Origin of the sequence: Lelliottia nimipressuralis, from assembly GCF_041464075.1 — a bacterium.
In the GTDB taxonomy this organism is placed as follows: Bacteria; Pseudomonadota; Gammaproteobacteria; order Enterobacterales; family Enterobacteriaceae; genus Enterobacter; species Enterobacter nimipressuralis.
In genome coordinates this window covers 1,549,472-1,570,010 of record NZ_CP167172.1, presented here as the reverse complement: position 1 = coordinate 1,570,010, position 20,539 = coordinate 1,549,472, and the positions used below count along the sequence as shown (strand labels likewise).

The following is a 20,539-nucleotide window of genomic DNA, read 5'->3' as shown; positions in this document are numbered from 1 at the left end:
CGCCAGATTACTCGAACGGCGGCGGTGCCAGCACTTCGCGGTTACCGTTGTGCCCCTGCTCGCTCACAATGCCCTGCGCTTCCATCTGTTCGATGATGCGTGCGGCACGGTTGTAGCCGATGCGGAACTGTCGCTGTACGCCCGAGATCGAGGCTTTACGTTTTTCCGTCACAAAGTTTACTGCCTGGTCGAATAACGGGTCCAACTCTTCCGCACCGTCAAAACCGCCACCGCCGCTCTCGCTTTCACTTTCAGAGGTGATGCCGTCAATGTACTGAGGACGACCGCGCGCTTTCCAGTCCTGGACCACCGCGTGGACTTCCTGGTCGCGCACGAAAGCACCGTGAACACGCACTGGCGTCGTGGAGTTAGGGCCGGAAAAGAGCATATCACCCATGCCAAGCAGCGATTCTGCACCGGCCTGATCGAGGATGGTTCGGGAGTCGATTTTGCTCGAAACGGTGAAGGCGATACGCGTTGGAATGTTCGCTTTAATCAGACCGGTGATGACATCAACGGATGGACGCTGCGTCGCGAGCACCAGGTGAATACCTGCCGCACGCGCTTTCTGCGCCAGTCGGGCGATCAGCTCTTCCACTTTTTTGCCCACGGTCATCATCAGGTCGGCGAATTCATCCACCAGCACCACAATATACGGCAGTTTTTCCAGAACCGGATGCTGGGCATCCATGCTGTCGCCCGGCTTCCAGTATGGGTCCGGGATCGGACGACCCATGCGCGCGGCTTCAGCAATTTTATCGTTATAACCGGCAAGATTACGCACGCCCAGAGCCGACATCAGCTTGTAGCGGCGTTCCATCTCATTGACGCTCCAGCGCAGTGCGTTGGCGGCATCTTTCATATCGGTCACAACTTCGGTGAGCAGATGCGGAATGCCTTCATAGACAGACAGTTCCAGCATTTTCGGGTCGATCATGATGAAACGCACATCTTCCGGCTGCGCTTTGTACAGCATGCTCAGGATCATGGCGTTTACACCCACGGATTTACCGGAACCCGTGGTCCCTGCAACCAGCAGATGCGGCATTTTCGCCAGATCGGCCACCACAGGCTCGCCCGCGATATCTTTGCCCAGCACCACAGTAAGCGGCGACGGATTATCGCGGAACTTGGCGTTATCCAGCACTTCGCGCAGATAAACGGTATGGCGTTTCTTGTTCGGCAGTTCCAGGCCCACGTAAGGCTTGCCTGGAATGACTTCTACCACACGCACAGCCACGGTTGACAGTGAGCGTGCCAGATCGCGTGACAGGTTAGAAATACGTGCCGCTTTAACACCAGGTGCCAGGTTTAACTCGAAGCGAGTAATAACCGGGCCTGGTGAGTAGTTCACAACATCCGCTTTGATACGGAAATCGGCCAGACGCGTTTCAACCAGACGCGCCATTTGCTCCAGCGCGAAGGTATCCACCGGCTCAACTTCCGTCGGCGGAGAGGTTAAGAGATCCAGCGACGGCAGCGGCGTAGTCGGTCGTTGCACAGGACGGCTGTCACCATTGCGCATCAGCAGCGGGTGAATCAGGCTCTCCTGCGGCTGTGCGACAGGTTGCTGCGGTTGTGCATATTGCGGTGGTGCAGCAACGGGCTGCTGCGGCTGCGCATATTGCGGTGGTGCAGCAACGGGCTGCTGTGGTTGCGCGTATTGCGGTGGTGCAGCAACGGGCTGCTGCGGTTGTGCATATTGCGGTGGTGCAGCAACGGGCTGCTGTGGTTGCGCATATTGCTGTGGAGCGGCAGGTTGTGGAACGTGCGCAGGCTGAGCAGGCGCATAGTGCTGACGCGGCGGTTCAGCTTCCGGCATAACACTCGGCGTAAACAGCGGTTCACTCGGCGTGTCATCCACCAGATCTTTCATTGGTGAGAATTCAAAATCTGACAGAGAGAAAGGATTCGCATTGGCTGGCTGTTCGCCAGAGTAACGCTGCTCCTGCGAGGCGGCAAACTGACGAGCCAGCTCCGCTTCGGCGGCATCATCTTCGTCGTCCTGAACACGCGGCTGATACTCTTCGCCGTAGCGCTGATGTTGCTGAGCAGCAAACTGGCGGGCCAGTTCGTTCTGCTGCATTTCGTCGACATCATCCATGTCATCAGGATCGCGCGCTTTTTCCTCAGCCATACGCTGGGAAGGCAGTTTAATCCCGTAGGACGCCAGCTCGCGACGGGTCGGAACGCGCACGCGATTTGGACGTGGCAACTGCGGACCGATACCCTCTTTAACCTGCGGACGCGGCGCACCGCCCGTTGCCAGACTGAACACTGGCGCGGCGGCCGCAGCTGTCGCTGCCGCAGAGGCAGTCGCTTGCTTAATACCAGCCGCAACAGGTGCCACGGATGCGGTCGGGTCGAGATCGGGTGTACTTAAGGACGCAGGCGACGCAGAAGGCGTGACAACAGGCTCGCTCACTGGCTCCGGCACAGGCTGATACCAGGCCGCAAGCTGCTCGCGTTCACGGGCACGCTTCTCTTCCACTTCTTCAAAATAGTACATCGGTGGACGGGCCGGTTTGACCTCTTCCACTTCAACCTGCGGCTCGACGACGGGCTCAGGCGTGTATTCCTGGTAAGTCTGAACCTGAGGCTCAGCATACTGCGGATAAGTTTCTGATTGGTAAACTGGCTCTGGCTGATACGGCTGCTGCCACTGTTCTTGCGGCTGCACCTCTTGCGGCTGAACGGGCACGTAGCTTTCTGGCTCAGGGGCAATGGTGGGTTCTGGCGTGTGAACGCCTGGCGCCGTTTGCCAGTCAACCACGGGCTGCTGCATTGCAGGCTCGGGTGTCTGCACCGGCGCAGCAGGCATGACAGCTTCGACAGGTGCGGCATAGGCTTGCGCAGCCGTCGTCGCAACAGCCGCAGCGGCAACAGGTGCCGTAACGGAATGACCGTTTAACAGCGGATCGTATTCATCGAAATCACCCGGCGTCGCCCGATTGCCGGAGAACAGCACGTCATCCGGATCGGCAGCAACACCGCCCGCGCTATAGGAAATCTGCTCGTCATCATCCATGCGCTTGCCGGAGAAGAGTGCAGCGTCCGTTTTACGCGCCACAGGATTGGTGAATTTGTCAGCGATGCGTTTACGACGCGCCAGCGCACCACGCATAATGCGCGTACGGCGAGATTCAGTACGATTAGCGGATGACGTCTCTTCTTCATAGTCGTCATCTTCGTATTCTTCTTCATCCACCCAGGTGTCGTCACGACGGGTGCGATTACTGGCGAAAGTCAGAATATTGAGGATGAAGCCGCCAAGTTTCTCGGCGATGCTCACCCACGACCAGCCGGTAAAGAGGGTAAGCCCGGCGGCCCAAATACAGAGCAGCGTAATGGTGCCACCACTGCTGTGAAGCATAGGCTTGAGCGCCGTGCTCAGCAGGCTGCCGATCACGCCACCGGAGGCGAAATACCAGATATCATCGGCGTTAATCGCGGCCAGCCCACAGGATGTGAGGATCAGCGCCAGCGCGCCAATCAAACGCAGCGAAACGGCAAAATAGTCGATGTACTCTTCGTTCTGACGGTGACGCCAGGCAAACCAGCACCCGCCGACGATAATGATCGGAATGGTGTAGGCCATCACGCCAAACACGAAGAACAGCGTGTCCGCCAGCCATGCGCCAGGCACCCCGCCCAAATTATGGATCGGTTCATGCCATGCCGTTTGTGACCAGCTGGGATCGGAAGGATTGAAACTGAGTAAGGCGGCCATCAACCAGACGGCAAAAAGGGCAACAAGAATCAGTAACGCCTCAAGGAGTCGGCGCCCGCTGCTTAACTTCGTTAACGTGACTTCTTTGTCTTCAGTATATTCCTGGCTCAAAAAAGGCTCTCCAGGTACCAGGCATTTCCTGCCTGTTTGCTAAAACGGACAACAGCGCCGGGATACCCGGCACTGTTGCTGTATGGATTAACAGGAGTGTAATCAAATTACGCTGATTTTGCACCTGTTCCGTATTAGCGCGTCTTAATAACCAGACGATTGCTCTGTTTGACCTCTTCCATCACCACGTAGGTGCGGGTGTCATTCACGCCAGGCAGTCGCAGCAGGGTTTCACCCAGCAGTTTACGATAGGCTGACATGTCCGGTACACGGGTCTTCAACAGGTAGTCGAAATCACCGGAAACCAGATGACACTCTTGAATTTCTTCAAGTTTTTGCACAGCGGTGTTAAATTGCTCAAACACATCCGGCGCGCCACGATTCAGAGTAATCTCAACAAATACCAGAAGTGAGGCATCCAGATAATGCGGGTTCAACAGAGCCGTATAGCCCTGAATAAAACCCTGTCTTTCCAGTCGGCGCACACGCTCAAGGCATGGCGTCGGAGAAAGTCCCACACGTTTTGAAAGCTCGACGTTGGAAATACGCCCATCCTTTTGCAATTCATTCAGAATGTTACGATCGATACGGTCGAGATCTTTGCCAGGGCGCTTCTTGCTATCTACCATTATTATTGTCTCTCTGTATTCCTTCCCTACTCCTGCCTGGACCCTGTGCACATCACTGTTCAGAGCCTGTACCCGTTGCTTATCACATCGCCTTTTATAGTTTGTACGCGATGCAGATTCGGGTTCTACGGTGAGAAGACCGTTGCCAGAAGGCTGTCACCGACATCACGCATGGCATCTGTCCACACCATGCGTAGATTTCACTGACCCGGTAAAAATGGCGTTTCCGTGCATGTCTATGCGACACAACGTTAGCGCGGCTTTTTTTTTCTTCCTTCAATGTTTTCGCAAAAGCGCAGGGGATTGTCAAAGCAAAACATCGTTTTTTAGTACAACATGCCAGTTATTCATTGCGACCGGGTATTAATCCTCATTCGGACGCCGTATAAACGACCGTTTTTCGCCGATAGTGTGATGTTATTACGCCCAAAAAGGCCGCCTCATCGTCCCCGGCTATTACACAAATCGTTTACAAAATTGCTGTGCTCTTTTTTTAAGGCAACAAATTCCCTACAATCCGAGCAAATGTCTGCCAACAACAATGGGGATCTCATGGGCACGGCTAAACACAGTAAGCTGCTAATCCTTGGTTCTGGACCTGCGGGATATACCGCAGCGGTCTATGCTGCACGCGCTAACCTGCACCCGGTGTTAATCACCGGCATGGAAAAAGGCGGTCAGTTGACCACCACAACTGAAGTGGAAAACTGGCCAGGCGATCCGAACGACCTGACCGGGCCGCTGCTGATGGAACGTATGCACGAGCATGCCATCAAATTCGAAACCGAAATCCTGTTCGATCACATCAACAAGGTTGATCTGCAAAACCGTCCATTCCGTCTGACGGGCGACAGCGGCGAGTACACTTGCGATGCGCTGATTATCGCAACCGGCGCGTCCGCGCGTTATCTCGGTCTGCCGTCCGAAGAGGCGTTCAAAGGCCGTGGCGTCTCTGCCTGTGCCACCTGCGACGGTTTCTTCTATCGTAACCAGAAAGTGGCGGTGATCGGTGGCGGTAACACCGCGGTTGAAGAAGCGCTTTATCTGGCAAACATTGCCTCTGAAGTGCATCTGATCCACCGTCGTGACACCTTCCGCGCGGAAAAAATCCTCATCAAACGTTTGATGGATAAAGTGGAGAGCGGCAACATCGTGCTGCACACCCACCGCACGCTCGAAGAAGTCACTGGCGATCAGATGGGCGTTGCTGGCCTGCGTCTGCGTGATACGCAAAACAGCGACAACATTGAGTCGCTGGAAGTGGCAGGTCTGTTTGTGGCTATCGGCCACAGCCCGAACACCGCTATCTTCGACGGTCAGCTGGAGCTGGAAAACGGCTACATCAAAGTGCAGTCTGGTATTCACGGCAACGCGACCCAGACCAGCATCCCAGGCGTATTCGCCGCAGGCGACGTGATGGACCATATTTACCGTCAGGCAATCACCTCCGCAGGCACCGGCTGTATGGCTGCACTGGATGCGGAACGCTACCTGGATGGGCTGGCTGAATTAAGTAAATAATCTTTACAAGTCAGTAACAAACGTAAATAAAGGCGGCCACTGGTCGCCTTTATTTTTTCCCACGTGTAACATGCGGTTGTCTAATTTCTTATAACTCACCTGCAAAGCGCGTAATGGAAAAAACCCGTCAACAAGAGTTAACTCGCTGGCTTAAACAGCAAAGCGTTATTTCCCGCCGCTGGCTGACTATTTCCCGTCTTTTGGGTCTTATCAGCGGTTTGTTGATTGTTGCCCAGGCATGGCTGCTGGCCCGCATTCTTAACCATATGATTATGGAGAACATTCCGCGCGAGGCATTATTGATGCCGTTTGTCGTGCTGGTGTTGGTCTTTGTTCTTCGCGCCTGGGTGGTCTGGCTGCGCGAGCGAGTGGGCTTCCACGCCGGACAAAATATTCGCTACGAAATCCGCCGTAAGGTTCTGGATCGTCTCCAGGAAGCAGGCCCGGCCTGGATTCAGGGTAAACCAGCCGGTAGCTGGGCGACACTGATCCTTGAACAGATCGACGATATGCACGACTACTACGCCCGCTATCTGCCCCAGATGGCGCTGGCAGTCTGTGTTCCGCTGCTGATCGTGCTCGCGATTTTCCCCTCTAACTGGGTAGCAGCGTTGATTCTGCTCGGCACCGCGCCGCTGATCCCGATGTTCATGGCGATGGTCGGCATGGGCGCGGCAGATGCCAACCGCCGTAACTTCCTCGCGCTGGGTCGCCTGAGTGGGCATTTCCTCGACCGCCTGCGCGGAATGGAGACGTTGCGCGTCTTTGGTCGTGGCGAAGCCGAAATCGAAAATATCCGTCTCGCCTCACAGGACTTCCGTCAGCGCACCATGGAAGTGCTGCGTCTGGCGTTCCTCTCCTCCGGCGTGCTGGAGTTCTTCACCTCGCTGTCCATTGCGCTGGTCGCGGTTTACTTTGGGTTCTCCTACCTTGGCGCGCTGGATTTTGGCCACTACGGCACCGCGGTAACGCTGTCTGCCGGTTTCCTCGCCCTGATCCTGGCGCCTGAGTTCTTCCAGCCGCTGCGCGATCTGGGGACGTTTTATCACGCCAAAGCGCAGGCCGTGGGCGCGGCTGACAGTCTGAAAGCCTTCCTTGAGACGCCGCTGGCACACCCGGAGCGTGGAGATATCACGCTCAACAGCAAAGAGCCAATTACCGTTCATGCCGAAGATCTCTCCATCTTGTCGACGGAAGGCAAAGTATTGGCCGGACCGCTCAACTTTACACTCTCGGCGGGCCAGCGCGTGGTGCTGGTTGGCATCAGCGGCTCGGGGAAAAGCTCGTTGCTGAATACGTTATCCGGCTTTATGGCGTATACCGGCTCGCTGCAGATCAACGGAACGGAACTGCGCTCGCTTGAGCCTGATGCCTGGCGTAGGCAGCTGAGCTGGGTGGGACAAAACCCACAGCTGCCAGCCGCGACGCTTCGCGAAAACGTCCTGCTGGCCCGCCCCGATGCCCGCGAAGATGAGCTTCAATCGGTGCTCGACCGCGCCTGGGTCAGCGAGTTTCTGCCGCTGCTGCCAAACGGCGTCGACACTGTTGTCGGCGATCAGGCGGCAGGACTCTCCGTCGGCCAGGCCCAGCGTATCGCCGTAGCGCGCGCATTGCTGAATCCAAGCCAGTTAATGCTGCTCGACGAACCTGCCGCAAGCCTTGACGCCCACAGTGAACAGCGCGTCATGCAGGCGCTGAATGATGCCTCTCGCCAGCAAACGACGCTGATGGTCACGCACCAGCTCGAAGGTATTGCCGACTGGGATCAGATTTGGGTAATGGAAAACGGGCGTATTGTTGAACAAGGTGATTACGCCACGCTCGCCGCCGCGCAGGGGCCATTTGCCTCCCTGCTGGCTAATCGTCAGGAGGATATTTAATGCGCGCCCTGCTGCCGTACCTCGCATTGTATAAACGCCATAAATGGATGCTGACGCTGGGCATTGTGCTGGCTATCGTCACCCTGCTGGCCAGTATCGGATTATTAACACTCTCTGGCTGGTTCCTGTCGGCTTCTGCCGTCGCGGGCGTTGCCGGACTCTACAGTTTTAACTACATGCTGCCCGCTGCTGGCGTGCGCGGTACTGCGATTGCCCGTACCGCCGGGCGCTATTTTGAGCGTCTGGTCAGCCACGATGCCACCTTCCGCGTTCTGCAACATCTGCGTATTTTCACCTTCAGCAAGCTTCTGCCCCTCTCCCCTGCCGGGCTGGCGCGTTTTCGTCAGGGCGAACTGCTGAACCGCGTGGTGGCCGATGTCGATACGCTGGATCATCTCTATCTGCGCGTGATCTCCCCGCTGGTTGGCGCGTTTGTGGTGATCGTGACCGTCACGCTGGGCCTTTGTGTGCTCGACGTGCCTATCGCTCTCACCCTGGGCGGTATTATGCTGCTCACGCTGCTCCTGCTGCCGCCGCTGTTTTATCGTGCGGGGAAATCCACGGGTGAAAACCTGACTCGTCTGCGCGGCGACTACCGCCAGCAATTAACGTCCTGGCTGCAAGGCCAGGCAGAACTGACGATTTTCGGCGCCAGCCGCCGCTACCGCGCTCAGATGGAAAGCACGGAGCTGAGCTGGCACGAAGCCCAGCGCCGACAGTCCGAGCTGACGGCGCTGTCCCAGGCGGTGATGATGCTGATTGGCGGTGTTGCGGTGATCGCGATGCTGTGGATGGCATCAGGCGGCGTGGGCGGAAATACGCAGCCCGGCGCGCTGATCGCCCTGTTTGTCTTCTGTGCGCTGGCAGCGTTTGAAGCACTCGCGCCGGTAACCGGCGCGTTCCAGCACCTCGGCCAGGTGATTGCCTCGGCGGTGCGCATTACCCAGATTACCGAACAGAAACCGGAAGTGGCGTTCACCGCACAGCACGATGTGGCTCCTCAGTCCGTGGCGCTGCAGCTGAAAGACGTGACGTTTGCCTACGACGGGCAGGCGCAAAACGCGCTCGATGCCATCAGCCTGACAATTCCGGCCGGCAAGCACGTTGCCGTGCTCGGCAGAACCGGCTGCGGTAAATCGACACTGCTGCAATTACTGACCCGCGCCTGGGACCCGCGTCGGGGCGAAATTCGCTTTAACGATACAAAGCTTACGGAATTTAGCGAGCCCGCCCTGCGTAAGGCTGTCAGCGTAGTTCCGCAGCGCGTGCATCTGTTTAGCGCCACGCTGCGCGATAACCTGCTGCTGGCGTCGCCGCAAGCCTCTGACAGCGACTTAAGCGCCGTGCTGGAACAGGTCGGCCTGCAGAAACTGCTCGAGGATGACGGCTTAAACAGCTGGCTGGGAGAAGGAGGTCGTCAGCTTTCGGGTGGAGAGTTACGGCGTCTGGCGGTAGCACGTGCTCTGTTGCATGACGCGCCGCTGATGCTCCTGGATGAACCGACGGAAGGTCTGGACGCCACAACCGAAAGCCAAATCCTTGATTTACTGGCGCAAGTCATGAAAAACAAAACCGTGCTGATGGTGACGCACCGCCTGCGCGGACTGGCGAATTTTGACCAAATAATTGTAATGGACAACGGGCAAATTATTGAGCAAGGTAGTCACGCAGAGCTGTTGGCGAAACAGGGTCGCTATTACCAGTTTAAACAACGTCTGTAGACTATATTTGAACCGATCCTAACTCGCGTATTGGAGTTTCGCAGTCATGCGCCTGGTCCAGCTTTCTCGTCATAATATTGCGTTCCCTTCGCCAGAGGGAGCGCTACGTGAACCCAATGGGCTACTGGCGCTTGGCGGTGATTTAAGCCCGGCGCGTCTGCTGATGGCCTATCAGCGCGGCATTTTTCCCTGGTTCTCACCCGGCGATCCGATTCTTTGGTGGTCGCCCGATCCTCGCGCAGTGCTGCTTCCCGCGCAGTTTCACCTGAGTCGCAGTATGAAGCGCTTCCATGCGAAATCCCCGTATCATGTAACGCTCAATCACGCGTTCGGGCAGGTGATCGAAGGCTGCGCCCGCGATCGTCATGAAGGCACCTGGATCACACACGACATTATCGACGCTTATCATCGCTTACATGAACTGGGCCACGCCCACTCCATCGAAGTGTGGGAAAACGAGGCGCTGGTTGGCGGCATGTACGGCGTGGCGCAGGGCACCTTGTTTTGCGGTGAGTCGATGTTCAGCCGCGCCATTAACGCTTCCAAAACGGCCCTGCTGGTCTTTTGCCAGGAGTTCTCTTTGCGCGGTGGTCAACTGGTGGATTGCCAGGTGCTGAACGAGCACACCGCCTCGCTGGGCGCCGTTGAAATATCACGACGACATTATCTGGAACAGCTGGATGCCATGCGTTTGCAGAAGCTGCCACAGAACTTTTGGGTTCCCAGAACGCTCTTTATCTCTCAGGCATAAATGTTTTCCGCCCATTTCTGATGAGGAGTGTTATAATTGGTGCCGCAGAGTAGGTTCAGCCTGTTGCCCCGCCGCCGTTTGGGAATCCTTCGCACCAGATAACGTCCTTGCGTTTATCCTGTCGCCTCCCCTTTACGAATGCGCTTCTCGTACGGTTATACCGTGACGACTGGGCAATACGCCGAAACTGTTTTGTTGCGTTTTAAACGCGCAATTCTTTACTTAATTGATGAATTTCGGCATTATCTTGCCGGTTCAAAACTTGGTAGTGATACCCCAGAGGATTAGATGGCCAAAGAAGACAATATTGAAATGCAGGGTACCGTACTTGATACGTTACCTAACACCATGTTCCGCGTAGAACTGGAAAACGGTCACGTGGTAACCGCGCACATCTCCGGTAAAATGCGCAAGAACTACATCCGTATCCTGACGGGCGACAAAGTGACTGTTGAGCTGACCCCGTACGACCTGAGCAAAGGCCGCATTGTCTTCCGTAGTCGCTAATTGTTTTCGCCAGTAAAGGCGTAGAGATATTTAAAAAGGTCGGGGAATCCCCGGCCTTTTTTATTTCCGCTATATACCGGGCCAGGCCGAAAATCTATTACCGTCAGAGACCTCGCCACCGCCTGCGTTATATCCGAACCGGTCACATGCAACAGCCCGACGCGTTCAACCTGCGACACCCACAAAACACAGGCATAAAAAAACCGGGCTTTCACCCGGCTTTTATTTACGCGATATAACTCAGTGTGCCGCTTCTGGCTTATGCTTCTGCGCACTCTGGAAGTCGTACGTCAACTCCCCTTTCGCCTGATCCAGCGCCACGGTCACCTGGCCGCCATCCACCAGCGAACCAAACAGCAGTTCGTTGGCCAGCGGTTTTTTCAGGTTGTCCTGAATGGCTCGCGCCATTGGACGTGCACCCATCGCACGGTCGTAGCCTTTCTCGGCCAGCCAGTTTCGGGCCTCCTGGCTCACTTCCAGCGATACGCCTTTCTGATCCAGCTGGACCTGCAGCTCGACGATGAACTTGTCCACCACCTGATGGATCACCTCGGTAGACAGGTGATCGAACCAGATAATGTTGTCCAGACGGTTACGGAACTCTGGCGTAAAGATCTTCTTGATCTCTTCCATCGCATCGGTGCTGTTATCCTGATGGATCAGGCCGATCGATTTACGTTCCGTTTCACGCACACCGGCGTTGGTGGTCATCACCAGCACCACGTTGCGGAAGTCCGCTTTGCGCCCGTTGTTGTCGGTCAGCGTCCCGTTGTCCATCACCTGAAGCAGGATGTTGAACACGTCCGGGTGCGCTTTCTCGATCTCATCGAGCAGCAGAACCGCGTGCGGATGCTTGATCACCGCATCGGTGAGCAGGCCGCCCTGGTCAAAGCCCACGTATCCTGGAGGCGCACCAATCAAACGGCTGACGGTGTGGCGTTCCATGTACTCGGACATATCAAAGCGCAGCAGCTCAATGCCCAGCGCTTTAGACAGCTGCACCGTTACCTCGGTTTTACCGACACCGGTTGGACCGGCAAACAGGAAGGAGCCAACCGGTTTATGGTCGTGTCCCAGCCCGGCACGGGCCATCTTGATGGCTTCGGTTAAGGCCTCAATGGCTTTATCCTGGCCAAAGACCAGCATTTTCAGGCGGTCGCCGAGGTTTCTCAGGGTATCGCGGTCGCTCTGAGAGACACTCTTCTCAGGGATACGCGCGATGCGAGCTACCACGGATTCAATGTCCGCCACATTAACGGTTTTCTTGCGCTTGCTGGCCGGCATCAGACGCGCACGCGCGCCTGCTTCGTCGATTACGTCAATCGCTTTATCCGGCAGATGACGGTCGTTGATATATTTCACCGCCAGCTCTACCGCCGCACGTACCGCTTTGGCGGTGTAACGTACGTCGTGGTGCGCTTCGTACTTCGGTTTCAGGCCGTTGATAATCTGCACCGTTTCCTCAACGGACGGCTCAGTAATATCAATTTTCTGGAAGCGGCGCGCCAGCGCACGGTCCTTCTCGAAGATATTGCTGAATTCCTGATAGGTGGTCGACCCCATCACGCGGATCTTGCCGCTCGAGAGCAGCGGTTTGATCAGGTTAGCCGCATCCACCTGGCCGCCAGACGCCGCACCTGCGCCGATGATGGTGTGAATCTCATCGATAAACAGGATGCTGCTGGTGTCTTGCTCCAGCTGTTTCAGCAAGGCTTTGAAGCGTTTTTCAAAATCACCGCGATATTTCGTGCCCGCAAGCAGAGAACCGATATCCAGCGAGTAGATGGTACAATCGGCCATCACTTCCGGAACATCGCCCTGCACAATACGCCAGGCCAGCCCTTCAGCAATCGCGGTTTTACCCACGCCCGATTCCCCCACCAGCAGCGGGTTGTTCTTACGGCGACGGCACAGGACCTGAATCGCGCGTTCCAGCTCTTTATCGCGGCCAATCAGCGGGTCGATCCCACCGACGCGAGCAAGCTGGTTAAGATTGGTGGTGAAGTTTTCCATACGATCCTCCCCGCCTGCTTGCTCTTCATTATTATTGACCTGACTGCTGGAATCCGACGCCTGATTCGGCTCGTCTTTTCGCGTTCCGTGAGAGATAAAGTTCACCACGTCGAGTCGGCTGACTTCGTGTTTACGCAGCAGGTACGCAGCTTGCGACTCCTGCTCGCTAAAGATGGCAACCAGCACATTTGCGCCAGTCACTTCGCTACGGCCAGAGGACTGGACGTGGAACACCGCACGCTGCAGCACGCGCTGGAAGCTGAGCGTCGGCTGAGTGTCGCGCTCCTCTTCGCTGACGGGCAGCACCGGTGTCGTTTGTTCGATGAAGGCTTCGAGTTCCTGACGTAACGCCACCAGGTCCACGGAGCAGGCTTCCAGCGCTTCGCGGGCGGATGGGTTGCTGAGCAGTGCAAGCAGCAGGTGCTCAACGGTCATAAACTCATGACGGTGCTCACGCGCTCTGGCGAAAGCCATGTTTAAACTGAGTTCCAGTTCTTGATTGAGCATAGGCACCTCCCCCAATTTTATGCCTTTTCAGGCTTTTTCCAGCGTACACAGCAACGGATGCTCGTTCTCCCTTGCATACTCGTTCACCATCGCCACTTTGGTTTCGGCTACTTCGGCAGTAAAAATGCCGCAGATGGCTTTGCCGCGATAGTGAACGGTGAGCATCAATTGCGTTGCACGTTCAACATCATAAGAAAAGAACTTTTGTAGCACGTCAATAACAAATTCCATCGGCGTGTAATCATCGTTCATTAACATAACTTTATACATAGATGGCGGTTTTAGCGCGTCGCGCACTTTGTCTTCCGCCAGCTGGTCAAAATCCAGCCAGTCGTTCGTCTTACCCATTGTCAGTCGTCATCATCGGTTACGGTTTCCGGCAGAACATTTTTCGCTGACAGGCATTGATACATATTCTGAATCTACCTCAGATATCAGATAACAAACATCTATTACTGCCATCCGCGATGTCTGTCACATTCCCGTCAATAGCGTTAACTGCTTCAAATTTTGGTTGATTATTGTCCCAACTCCAGCGCCTGACACTTGACGATAAGGCTGGTTTATCTAAATTGTACAAGCGTGAGTTGGCGAGGTTTTGAACAGCCCCCACTCCACCACCGGTTCATTCCATCTTACTTAATAAGATATACGAAGGATGTCGAAGCATGGAAATGGGTACTGTTAAGTGGTTCAACAACGCCAAAGGGTTCGGGTTCATCTGCCCTGAAGGCGGCGGCGAAGATATCTTCGCTCACTATTCCACCATTCAGATGGATGGATACAGAACACTAAAAGCCGGACAGTCGGTTCGGTTTGATGTTCACCAGGGGCCAAAAGGCAATCATGCCAGTGTCATTGTGCCCATTGAAGCAGAAGCTGTCGCTTAGCCCTCTGATTCATTGTGTACATCCTGTCGGCAAAATGCCAGCCCGATCGGCTGGCATTTTTATTTCCAGCACCGGTCGCGCGACGGCGCGTAACCCGGTAAAACTCACTCGCGGGCCAATGCATCCACCGGATCGAGCCGCGCCGCATTGCGCGCCGGTAACCAGCCAAACAGCACGCCCGTCGCCGTCGAACATAAAAATGCCGTCAGCAGCGCAAAGGGTGAGAAACCGATCTCCCAGCCCGGTAAAAACAGCTGCAGGGTAAAGGCGATCAGCATCGAAAGCGTGATACCAAAGGCACCGCCCACCAGACAAACCAGCACCGCTTCAATCAAAAACTGTTGCAGCACATCGCTTGCCCGCGCGCCAACCGCCATGCGAATGCCAATCTCGCGCGTGCGCTCCGTCACCGACACCAGCATGATATTCATCACCCCGATCCCACCGACGACCAGCGAAATCACCGCCACCAGCGTCAGGAACATCTGAAGAGTACGTGTGGTCTTTTCCGCCGTTTTCAAGACGCCGTCCATATTCCAGGTGAAGAAATCTTTCTTCCCGTGGCGCAGGGTGAGCAGTCGTTCGATCTGCTGTTCGGCCTGAGTGCTGTCGTAACCCTCTTTCACCCGCACGGTGATGGAGTTAAGCCACGACTGCCCCATGATACGCCCGGAAATGGTGGTGTACGGCAGCCAGACGCGCAGGATTTTACTGCTGCCAAACATCGACTGTTTCTCCTCCGCCACGCCAATCACCGTCGCGGGCATGTTGCCGACCAGAATCACTTCACCGACGACGTTGGTTTTATTCGGGAACAGCTGACGACGCGAGTTATCGTCCAGCACCACCACCTGCGCGCGACCTGCAAGCTGCTCGGCGTTAAAGGTTGCGCCCTGGCTGAAGGTCATCCCGTAGACGTTAAAATAGTCACCGCTCACGCCGTTGGCGCTGGCCGCTACGTCAATATTGCCATAGCGCAGACGCAGGTTTTGCGATACCGCTGGGGTGGCCGAGTTCACCCACGGCTGTTTTTGCAGCGCCACCAGATCGTCATACTTCAGCGCCTGCTGGTTTTGCGGTTCATCGTCACCAAAATCTTTACCCGGATAGACATCGATGGTGTTGGTCCCGATGGCGCGGATATCCGCCAGCACCAGCTGTTTCGCCGCATCGCCCACCACCACAATCGATACCACCGATGCAATGCCGATGATAATGCCGAGCATAGTCAGCAATGTGCGCATTTTGTTCGCCACCATCGCCAGCCAGGCCATGGTTAACGCCTCGCGGAATCCGCTGACAAACTGCCCCCAGCCCGTCGGCGGCGGCAGGATCGTTTTCTGCACACCGACGTGATTTTTTTTCGCTGGCGGATTGCTTATCAGCTCACCGTCGTGAATTTCAATGATTCTCTCCGCCTGCGCCGCCACCTGCGGATCGTGGGTGACGATAATCACCGTATGCCCCTGATCGCGCAGCTGGTGCAGGATCGCCATCACCTCTTCCCCGGAATGGCTGTCCAGCGCGCCCGTCGGTTCATCGGCCAGAATCACCTGCCCGCCGTTCATCAGCGCGCGGGCAATACTCACGCGCTGCTGCTGGCCGCCAGAGAGCTGCGATGGCTGATAATCGACACGCTCGGCCAGACCCAGACGCGTCAGCAGCGCATGGGCGCGCTCAAGGCGCTTCTTGCGTTCCACACCGGCATACACCGCCGGGACTTCCACGTTTTGCGCCGCCGTCAGATGCGAAAGCAGATGGTAGCGCTGGAAGATAAAGCCGAAGTGTTCACGACGCAATTTGGCCAGCGCATCGCTGTCGAGGGTGGAAATATCCGTCCCCGCCACGCGATAGGTGCCGCTGGTTGGTTTATCCAGGCAGCCGAGAATGTTCATCAGGGTGGATTTCCCGGAGCCAGACGCCCCGACGATCGCCACCATCTCCCCGGCTTCGACGCGCAGGGTGATGCCCTTCAGCACCTCTACCGCCTCCTCTCCGGAAGGATAGCTGCGGCGGATATCGTTCAGTTCAAGCAATGCCGTCATTTCGCGGCCCCGGACTGGCTTTCACCCGTCACCACTTCGTCGCCCTCTTCGAGCCCTTTGACGATCACGACGTCCGTATCATTACGCTCGCCAATCTCCACCTCGCGCTCGCGGGTTTCGCCGTTACGCAGCACTTTCACTTTATAACGGTTGTTGCCTGCCGGTTCGCCCAGCGCCGCCAGCGGGACAGTCAGCACATCTTTCACGCCCGTCAGCTGAATATGCACCTGCGCGGTCATATCCAGACGCAGCACGCCTTTCGGGTTTGGCACTTCAAAGCGGGCATAGTAGAAAATCGCGTCATTGACCTTCTCCGGCGTCGGCAGAATATCCTTCAGCACGCCCTCATAGCGGGTATTCGGATCGCCCAGCACCGTGAACCAGGCTTTCTGACCGGGCTTGAGATGGATAACGTCGGCCTCGGAAACCTGCGCTTTTACCAGCATGGTGCCCATATCCGCCAGCGTCAGGATGTTTGGCGCCTGCTGAGCGGCGATAACCGTCTGGCCCTGCAGGGTGGTGATTTGCGTCACTTCCCCGGCCATCGGTGCCACGATACGGGTGTAATCGAGGTTAGTTTTGGCCGTATCAAGGGAGGCCTGATTGCGTTTGATTTGCGCGTCTATGGTGCCAATCTGCGCCTGTTTTACCGCCAGTTCCGTCGTCGCGGTATCCAGATCCTGACGGGAAACGGCCTGCGTTTTTGCCAGCGCCTGCTGACGCCCAAGCGTCACCTGCGCCAGCTTGCGCTCGGCTTCGGCCTGGCTGCGCTGGGCGCGTAATTCCATAAGCGTGGCTTCTACTTCGCGGATCTGGTTTTCTGCCTGCTCAGGATCGATCACCCCCAGCAGCTGACCTTTTTTCACTTTGTCGCCAATCTCAACCGACAGCGTTTTAAGCTGACCGCTGACCTGCGCGCCGACGTCGACTTTTCGCAGAGCATCCAGCTTACCGGTTGCCAGCACGCTTTGTTGCAGCTCGCCCGGCCGCACAATCAGCGTCTGGTACTGCGGCACAGGTGCGTTGAGGACCTGCCACAGCCAGTATCCGCCCACCAGCACGACGACGGCCAACAGTAAAAACAGCTTCCTGCGTTTTCCCTTGAGATTCATAAATATTCCAAATAAATGTTCTGGCAATTATAAATGTCGATTCTATCTAAACTGTTCCTCAACGAAACCCCCGTTTTTTTATCTCTCACCTCATTTGTTGACGAGATGTTGATTAAATGGCTGCTGAAATAGAGATCTCATCCAGAAGCCAGGAATAATCATGTCTTCCATCGCCGATCTACCTTCTTCACAGCCGTCGCAGCCAAAATCAGGCTGGCAGCTTTTCCAGAGCCTTGCATCAGGCGAATTAACACCGGGGCTTGCGTGGCAGAACCCCTCCTATCGGCGTAAATTCATGCTGCGTTCGCTGGCGGCACCGTTCAGCACTGCGCGCCTGCTGGCAAGCCTGGCAAAACAACCGCGATTAATGCAAATGTTGAAAGTGCAGCCTGGGCTGCCGTGCCGTCTGCACCGCCCATGGCTCTCTGTAGACATGAGCCGTCAGCGCGCGCTCGAGGCGCTGAACTGGCACTACCAGACCATGAGCAAAACCCTTCCGGCAACGCTGATGAACGGGTATTTATCCAAACAAGGCGTCACCCTGTTAACGCTGACCGGCAAAGACGAACGCCAGTTTACGATCCGCCTGTGTGCCGATGCGTTCCTCGATAAAGAGGGCGAAGCGACGCTGGCGTTCTGCGATCACCAGAATACGGTGTTGGCCGAGATGACCTTCACCCTGTGTCAGCTCGACGGGAAAACCACCCTGTTTATCGGCGGCCTGCAAGGAGCAAAAGCTTTTGTGCCTCACGAGCTGATCCAGGGTGCAACCAAAGCCTGTCATGGCCTGTTCCCGAAACGTCTGCTGGTGGAAGCCGCCATGACGCTGGGCACCGCGTTCCCGGTGGAGCAGATTTTGGCCGTCAGCAACGCCACGCATATCTATCGCAGCTGGCGCTATCGTAAGAAAAAAGAGGGCAAGCTGCTGGCGGATTACGACAGTTTCTGGCGCTCAATGAGTGGCGAACCGCTGGCGAGCGGTCACTTCCAGCTCCCGCTCGAGATGGCGCGCAAACCGATGGAAGAGATCGCGAGCAAAAAACGCTCTGAATACCGTCGCCGCTATGAACTGCTGGATAGCCTGATCGAGCAGATCAATCAGGCAACCCACCGCTAGTCGGCTTTCCCGCGTGCCAGCCACAGCACGCGGGAGAACATTTTACGCAGTAATGTCGGCACCGCCTCGACCCCTCTCCGTCCTGCTTCCGCCGACACTTCAATAGCCAGATCCGGCTTCGATGAGCGATGTATCGCTTTGGCGATCACCCGTCGCATATTCATCGGCACGCCCGGGGGGATCATGGCCACGCGGTGAAACACATCGTCAAACCCCTGACGATACATAAAGTGTTCCATATCCATCGCCGGTAATTCCGTGAGGTGCTCCCGCTCCTCTTCCCGGTTGTTGTTCAGCAAACCGCGTACGGTACTGGCATACTTTTTCCCGGCCTCATCGCCATCCACCAGCACATGCCATTCGATCCCCATCCGGCGGGCAAATTTGATCAGCGGTTTTAATCCCGACTGGGCAAACTCAATGACTTTGATCCCTTCGGCGTCGAAATGGTGTCCACACTGACGCGCCAGTTCGTTGATCACCCAGGTCTCAGTTTCCCCCTCAACTAACAGCCAGCAGCGGGCAAACAGCGACGACGCACGGTTAAAGCGGATATGAAACGCGATACGGCGGCCATCTTCCGGGTTTAATCCCCCCGGTCCCAAGCGAAACGCGGTGACGCGTGAGGATTCACGTACCAGACGGCAGACATGCTCCACCGGCGTCAGAGAGAGCAATTCCCCGGAGTTAGTGGTCGTGATGCGCTGAAGGGGCAGCAGATTCAGGAGATGCCAGGCGACCGACAGCATGATCGGATGCAGCCGCGTTTCAGGATCTTCCACCAACAATAAAGGACGCGCGTCGCGGTCCAGCCGCACCGACCCTTTCGCCTGCAGCAGCGTGGAAAACAGCCCCAGCAGGATCACCCGATGCGCTCGCCCACCGGGCTTGTCGATCATACGGTTGATGATATCCAGATAGCGCCAGCTGCGCTGCTCATCGTGAGAGCGCCTGCGCATCAGGCGGTGCCGGGTTTGTGTCGTGCCCTGTTCGGAAAAGTAGTGTTCCAGCAACTGCACCATCGCCGACAGCCCCTGGCGAATCTGCCCGTCCGTGAGATTTTGCGGACGCGCCACCAGCTCACGCGCCAGAAAATCCAGCTCGCGGGCGGTGACTTCAACGTCGGGCAAATTAGGCACCGAGCCGTTGCGGATCCGGCGCATAAAGCGCGCATCCCGCAGGCGCAGCACCGGCATCAGGCGCACAAGATGGGCGGCCTGAGCGTCAATATCCTCCAGCGGAATAGGCTGCCCGCGGGCATCCATAAACCCGCGCAGGGTCATCACACTCTCATCTTCCGCCAGCTCGCCTTCCAGGCGATAAAAGATACGCTGATAGCCATCATCGGAGGGCGTCCAGCAGGGAGAAAGTGGCCGATAGCGGCGAACGCGATGACGACCGGGCTCCAGCTCGCGAAAGGTCAAAACGATATGCAGATGGTGTTCGCGCCCCTGAATATCCCCCGGCGGAAACCAAAAGTCCTCCCGAACGAAGCTGTAAAGGTCTACCTCCGGCGAAAGCAGCAGGGTCAGCGCATCCAGAAGGCTGGATTTACCCCAGGCGTTTTCACCGATCAGCACGTTGTTCTGTTCCAGCATTAACGATAAACGGTTAATGCCGCGAAACCCGACGATCTCCACACGTTCGAGAAACATAATGCCCCCTGAAATGCTCACTTTTTCCTTCAAGTTATCAGCAGTATAGCGGCAGGCGGTGTGACAGGACACATTAAGATCGACGGATTATTTCAGGACGGAGCCTAAAATTCAGAATTTACACCACGACTTTCGTTTGAAACATATTTTCCGGCATAAGATACTTCGCATTCCGAATTGGACTATGCTTTAAATCCATCCAGTCCGAACAAGGATTAACATCACATTGCCATAAATCAAATTAAACAGATTTATTTAACTGGCGAAGGGGTGTTGTTGGTTTTTAAAATAATGGCTCTTTGAGTCGTCATCCCTTTTAGGCGATTTAGTAGCCCGCGCGCAGGACCGCG

The 20,539-nt window shown here is 56.2% G+C and carries 14 protein-coding genes and 1 pseudogene; 8 read left to right on the top strand and 7 right to left on the bottom strand.

The annotated features are described in order from the left end of the window. Positions 1-7: 7 nt before the first annotated feature. Both ftsK and lrp read right to left on the bottom strand, forming a co-directional pair. On the bottom strand, positions 8-3,841 hold the full coding sequence (gene ftsK / locus ACB496_RS07275) for a DNA translocase FtsK (protein ID WP_371974835.1): 3,834 nt from the start codon (positions 3,839-3,841) through the stop codon (positions 8-10). Positions 3,842-3,975: 134 nt separating this feature from the next. Further along, positions 3,976-4,470 (bottom strand): leucine-responsive transcriptional regulator Lrp, encoded by a 495-nt coding sequence (lrp, locus tag ACB496_RS07270; RefSeq protein WP_000228473.1) that lies wholly within the window; start codon positions 4,468-4,470, stop codon positions 3,976-3,978. A gap of 552 nt (positions 4,471-5,022) precedes the next feature. Between lrp and trxB the strand changes: the two genes are divergently transcribed. The 6 genes and pseudogenes from trxB (at position 5,023) to infA (ending at position 10,850) form a co-directional block, all read left to right on the top strand. After that, a complete protein-coding gene (trxB, locus tag ACB496_RS07265; protein WP_181827557.1) occupies positions 5,023-5,991 on the top strand; it encodes a thioredoxin-disulfide reductase in 969 nt (322 codons plus the stop codon). Between the two features lie 113 nt (positions 5,992-6,104). Then, the gene (cydD, locus tag ACB496_RS07260) at positions 6,105-7,871 is read left to right on the top strand and encodes a heme ABC transporter permease/ATP-binding protein CydD (RefSeq protein WP_371974833.1); all 1,767 of its coding nucleotides are present in this window, start codon (positions 6,105-6,107) and stop codon (positions 7,869-7,871) included. Continuing rightward, positions 7,871-9,592 (top strand): heme ABC transporter ATP-binding protein/permease CydC, encoded by a 1,722-nt coding sequence (gene cydC, locus ACB496_RS07255; protein ID WP_371974831.1) that lies wholly within the window; start codon positions 7,871-7,873, stop codon positions 9,590-9,592. The genes cydD and cydC overlap by 1 nt, the downstream gene beginning before the upstream one ends. A gap of 46 nt (positions 9,593-9,638) precedes the next feature. Then, positions 9,639-10,343, top strand: coding sequence for a leucyl/phenylalanyl-tRNA--protein transferase (aat, locus tag ACB496_RS07250; RefSeq protein ID WP_371974829.1), 705 nt, complete (start codon positions 9,639-9,641; stop codon positions 10,341-10,343). A 187-nt stretch (positions 10,344-10,530) separates the two neighbouring features. Further along, positions 10,531-10,704, top strand: a pseudogene (locus tag ACB496_RS07245) (hypothetical protein); the annotation flags it as partial. Continuing rightward, entirely contained in the window at positions 10,632-10,850 is a 219-nt protein-coding gene (gene infA / locus ACB496_RS07240) for a translation initiation factor IF-1 (protein ID WP_002211347.1), read from the top strand. The pseudogene ACB496_RS07245 and the gene infA, both read left to right, overlap by 73 nt. 240 nt (positions 10,851-11,090) lie before the next feature. On the opposite strand, the gene clpA is transcribed toward infA, so the two are convergent. Continuing rightward, positions 11,091-13,370, bottom strand: a complete 2,280-nt coding sequence (gene clpA, locus ACB496_RS07235) for an ATP-dependent Clp protease ATP-binding subunit ClpA (protein WP_371974757.1) — start codon at positions 13,368-13,370, stop codon at positions 11,091-11,093. A gap of 27 nt (positions 13,371-13,397) precedes the next feature. Beyond that, a complete protein-coding gene (clpS, locus tag ACB496_RS07230) occupies positions 13,398-13,718 on the bottom strand; it encodes an ATP-dependent Clp protease adapter ClpS (protein WP_025912927.1) in 321 nt (106 codons plus the stop codon). Between the two features lie 320 nt (positions 13,719-14,038). Between clpS and cspD the strand changes: the two genes are divergently transcribed. Then, positions 14,039-14,260 carry a cold shock-like protein CspD gene (gene cspD / locus ACB496_RS07225; RefSeq protein WP_100777020.1) on the top strand — a complete coding sequence of 74 codons (222 nt, stop codon included), beginning with the start codon at positions 14,039-14,041 and terminating at the stop codon, positions 14,258-14,260. A 104-nt stretch (positions 14,261-14,364) separates the two neighbouring features. Here cspD and macB read toward each other — a convergent pair whose 3' ends face one another. After that, the gene (macB, locus tag ACB496_RS07220; protein WP_371974756.1) at positions 14,365-16,305 is read right to left on the bottom strand and encodes a macrolide ABC transporter ATP-binding protein/permease MacB; all 1,941 of its coding nucleotides are present in this window, start codon (positions 16,303-16,305) and stop codon (positions 14,365-14,367) included. Beyond that, the gene (gene macA / locus ACB496_RS07215; RefSeq protein ID WP_100777022.1) at positions 16,302-17,417 is read right to left on the bottom strand and encodes a macrolide transporter subunit MacA; all 1,116 of its coding nucleotides are present in this window, start codon (positions 17,415-17,417) and stop codon (positions 16,302-16,304) included. The genes macB and macA overlap by 4 nt, the downstream gene beginning before the upstream one ends. Positions 17,418-17,577: 160 nt before the next feature. Between macA and ACB496_RS07210 the strand changes: the two genes are divergently transcribed. After that, positions 17,578-18,534, top strand: a complete 957-nt coding sequence (locus ACB496_RS07210) for a VirK/YbjX family protein (RefSeq protein ID WP_371974755.1) — start codon at positions 17,578-17,580, stop codon at positions 18,532-18,534. Here ACB496_RS07210 and ACB496_RS07205 read toward each other — a convergent pair. Continuing rightward, complete coding sequence (locus tag ACB496_RS07205) at positions 18,531-20,189, bottom strand: ATP-dependent endonuclease (protein ID WP_371974754.1); 1,659 nt, start codon at positions 20,187-20,189, stop codon at positions 18,531-18,533. The two genes, ACB496_RS07210 and ACB496_RS07205, sit on opposite strands and share 4 nt — an antisense overlap. Positions 20,190-20,539 lie beyond the last annotated feature (350 nt).

Coding starts and splice junctions, on each gene's coding strand:
- cydD (WP_371974833.1), top strand. CDS start 6,105: ATGGAAAAAACCCGTCAACAAGAGTTAACTCGCTGGCTTAAACAGCAA.
- macB (WP_371974756.1), bottom strand. CDS start 16,305: ATGACGGCATTGCTTGAACTGAACGATATCCGCCGCAGCTATCCTTCC.
- aat (WP_371974829.1), top strand. CDS start 9,639: ATGCGCCTGGTCCAGCTTTCTCGTCATAATATTGCGTTCCCTTCGCCA.
- cydC (WP_371974831.1), top strand. CDS start 7,871: ATGCGCGCCCTGCTGCCGTACCTCGCATTGTATAAACGCCATAAATGG.
- trxB (WP_181827557.1), top strand. CDS start 5,023: ATGGGCACGGCTAAACACAGTAAGCTGCTAATCCTTGGTTCTGGACCT.
- ACB496_RS07210 (WP_371974755.1), top strand. CDS start 17,578: ATGTCTTCCATCGCCGATCTACCTTCTTCACAGCCGTCGCAGCCAAAA.
- infA (WP_002211347.1), top strand. CDS start 10,632: ATGGCCAAAGAAGACAATATTGAAATGCAGGGTACCGTACTTGATACG.
- ACB496_RS07205 (WP_371974754.1), bottom strand. CDS start 20,189: ATGTTTCTCGAACGTGTGGAGATCGTCGGGTTTCGCGGCATTAACCGT.
- macA (WP_100777022.1), bottom strand. CDS start 17,417: ATGAATCTCAAGGGAAAACGCAGGAAGCTGTTTTTACTGTTGGCCGTC.
- cspD (WP_100777020.1), top strand. CDS start 14,039: ATGGAAATGGGTACTGTTAAGTGGTTCAACAACGCCAAAGGGTTCGGG.
- clpA (WP_371974757.1), bottom strand. CDS start 13,370: ATGCTCAATCAAGAACTGGAACTCAGTTTAAACATGGCTTTCGCCAGA.
- clpS (WP_025912927.1), bottom strand. CDS start 13,718: ATGGGTAAGACGAACGACTGGCTGGATTTTGACCAGCTGGCGGAAGAC.
- lrp (WP_000228473.1), bottom strand. CDS start 4,470: ATGGTAGATAGCAAGAAGCGCCCTGGCAAAGATCTCGACCGTATCGAT.